Genomic DNA, 3,276 nt, shown 5'->3' on the forward strand with positions numbered 1-3,276 from the left:
TCCAGCCGGTACTAGTGCTGCGTTGGAAAACATCAGCGGTAATAACACACTGTCTGGGACTATCGCTCATACCAGTAATGGCAGTGTTACGTTATCCGCAGCGACAGGCACTCAGCTTACACTCAGCGGTGTTTTTAGCAGTAGTGGTACCGCAACCGGTGATTCTTGGGATTTGCATATTGGTACTGGCTCAAATACGGGTACGGTCGTTTTGTCCGGTACGAATACGTTTAAAGATGCGGTATTTTTAGATAACGGTACGTTGCTGCTTACCAACAATGCTGCTTTAGGCGATACGGCTAAAGGCATTAACGAGATGAATGGCGGTGTTCTCGCTTTACAGGGCGGCATCACCATAAGCGGCGAAGACATTACTGATTTCTTTGGCGGCACGATTCAGAACGTCAGTGGTGACAATAGCTTCACAGGCGCTATCAAAAAGCCCTTCAGTACGGTGACAGTCGATGTGGCTAATAGCACGACCTTGACCTTAAGCGGCGATATTGGCAGTAGTAATGCGGTGACTGACAATGCCGAAGGCGGATTCACTAAAACCGGCGCAGGCAAGCTGATTTTATCAGGAAGTAATATCTATAAAGGCGCTACCACGGTTTCTGCTGGTACGTTAAGCGTGGCATCAGATGCTAATTTGGGCGCGACTTGGACGTCAAATGGAGGGGGAAATATCACGTCGTCAGTGGGCGGTACGATAAATCTCGCTGGCGGTAGTACGTTAGAGGTGACTGGCAATGGAACGACATTTGTTGACGGTACGGTGAGCGGCAATGCCAGTTTAAATGTCTACAATGTTATTGATAACGCGGTTGTGATAGGTGGCGGCGCAACGATTACTGCGAATAATTTGCTGGGAAAAGTGACTTTTACCGGCGCAGTAACCGGTTCTGGCACGTTGACCAAAACCGGTGCGTCTGCGCTTAATTTTTGGAATGCTAATGGCTTTACTGGAAATATTAATGTCACTAACGGTGTTTTAGAGGCATTTGGCACAGGGAATTTAGGTAGTGGCATTGTCACGTTGAGTGCTGGCGTTCAAGTCTATGTAAGTGGCGCTACCAGAACGCTTAGCAATAACTTTGTGCTTGCAGGGAATGCGACGCTAGCGACCGATACGGCGGATAACTTAATGGCCAACGGAGCGGTTATCACGTTTGCCGGTAACATTTCTGAAAGTGGCGGCGCGCGCAACTTAACGCTGTCAAACGATGATTCGGCGAATAATAACGCCATAGTGTTATCCGGTACGAACACCTATACGGGGAGCACGTTGATTAGCGCCAATACCAAGCTGTCTATCACCTCTGACAGTAACCTTGGTTCAGGCACGGTTTCGCTGGCAAGCGGAGCGACCTTAGCCATTACCGGCTCTAATACCATAGACAATACGCTAACGTTGACTGGAAATGCAGTGATAGAAGTCGGTAGCTCGTTTTCGGCGACGCTTTCGGGTGTCATCGGTCAATCAGGGGCTAGAAGTTTAACTAAAACTGGCACGGGTACGCTTATTTTAAGCAACACGGAAACGTATACCGGTGGCACGACTATTAGCGCCGGCACCTTAGCGACTGACGATTTGCCGAATACCGGTACATTAACCTTCGATGGAGGTACGTTAAGCGCTAGAACCAGCGCAGGGCTAAACGAATCGGTTGCCGTCAACGTAACTGCGAACGGCGGCGGGATAGATTGCTTAGTCGGTAATGTCACGCTGTCTGGCATCATCTCCGGCAGTAGTAGTGGCGTATTGACGATTTCAGGCGGTGGCGGACATGTTGTAGCGATATCAGGTAACAATACCTTCACCGGTGGCGTCACGCTCGCTAGCGGTATTATTGATATAGGTTCTACTACAGCGCTGGGCAGCGGTACGTTTACCATTTCCGGCGGTAAATTCCGCAGCACCACGACCAGTTATACCTTAGCCAACCATGTCGTCATCAACGGTGACGCTTTGCAGGCGGGTAGTTTCGGGTTTATTTTTGACGGCACCGTGGATTTAGCCGGGGGGACTCGCAGCATTAATAATGGCATTGCGGCAGATTTGACCTTCAACGGCACGATGAGCAATGGCAGTTTGTTAGTGGCCAGCACGGGCGCGATGGGCGCTATTATTCTTAATGGCAACAATTCGGCCGGTTATCTGGATACGACGATTTCATCGGGTACGTTAAGCATTGCTGCAAACAGCAATTTAGGTATTGGGACGGTGACTATTGACGGTTCATCGGCACTATTAAAAGTCACTGGAACGACGCAAATCAATAAAGCCATTAGCATAGGCAGTAACGGCGGTATTATCAGTGTTGATACCGGTAACACCGCCGATATAACCAGCGTGATTGGTGGTAATGGCACAATAACCAAGCAAGGCGCTGGTGTCTTAACCTTATCCGGTGCTAACACCCGTACCGGTGACACGACGCTTTCAGCCGGTACGTTAAAAGTCAATAATGGCTTAGCACTGGCTGATACGGGACAAGTCACGTTATCGGCTGGTTCGACTTTAGAGCTATTGGCTAGCGAAACCATAGGCAATCTGTCTGGCGTCGGCGGTACTGTTGACCTTAACTTTAACCAGCTAACTGTCAACCAAACAGCTACGACGAACTTTGCAGGCATTGTTACCGACTCGGGTGGTTTTACCAAAACCGGGGCAGGCTCACTCACCTTATCTGGCGCGAATACTTACACTGGCGCGACGATAGTATCGGCAGGTGAGCTCGTTCTGGCGAATACCAGCGGCACGACGCTGAGCGATAACACTGCCGTGACGATAGAGTTCGGGGCAACATTGGTCAATGCCTACGATGAGACGGTCGGCTCATTAGCAGGTGGGGGTACGGTAGCGCTAGGCGCAAACTCGTTGAGTGCAGGTGGTGATGGAACCTCTACCACGTATTCAGGTGAATTTACCGGTAGTGGCGGCTTCATAAAATATGGTACAGGTACGCTCACGTTAAGCGGGGCTAGTAGCAGCTTTACTGGTGACATCTTAGTGGCAGCAGGTACTGTAGCAGTCAATAATAATAGCGCATTGGGCACGACTGTCGGCACAACAACCGTGGCCAACAATGCTACGCTGGCGTTGCAAGGCGGCGTTAACCTTGCCGAAAACTTAGCGGGTTTAACAGGAACAGGCGTATCAGGTAGCGGTGCATTAGCTAGTCTTAGCGGAGATAATAGCTTAAGCGGCGCGGTTACGTTAACCGGTAATACCCGTATCAGCGTTAACACAGGAAGTTTGACCTTAAGCGGTAT

At 50.0% G+C, this 3,276-nt stretch carries 1 protein-coding gene; it reads left to right on the plus strand.

The genetic code is table 11. From position 1 onward, the window contains the following. Window positions 1-3,276 (plus strand): beta strand repeat-containing protein (locus VZ94_RS19035; protein ID WP_045780441.1); only part of this gene is annotated, 3,276 nt, incomplete at both ends.

The organism is Methylocucumis oryzae (assembly GCF_000963695.1).
GTDB lineage: Bacteria > Pseudomonadota > Gammaproteobacteria > Methylococcales > Methylomonadaceae > Methylovulum > Methylovulum oryzae.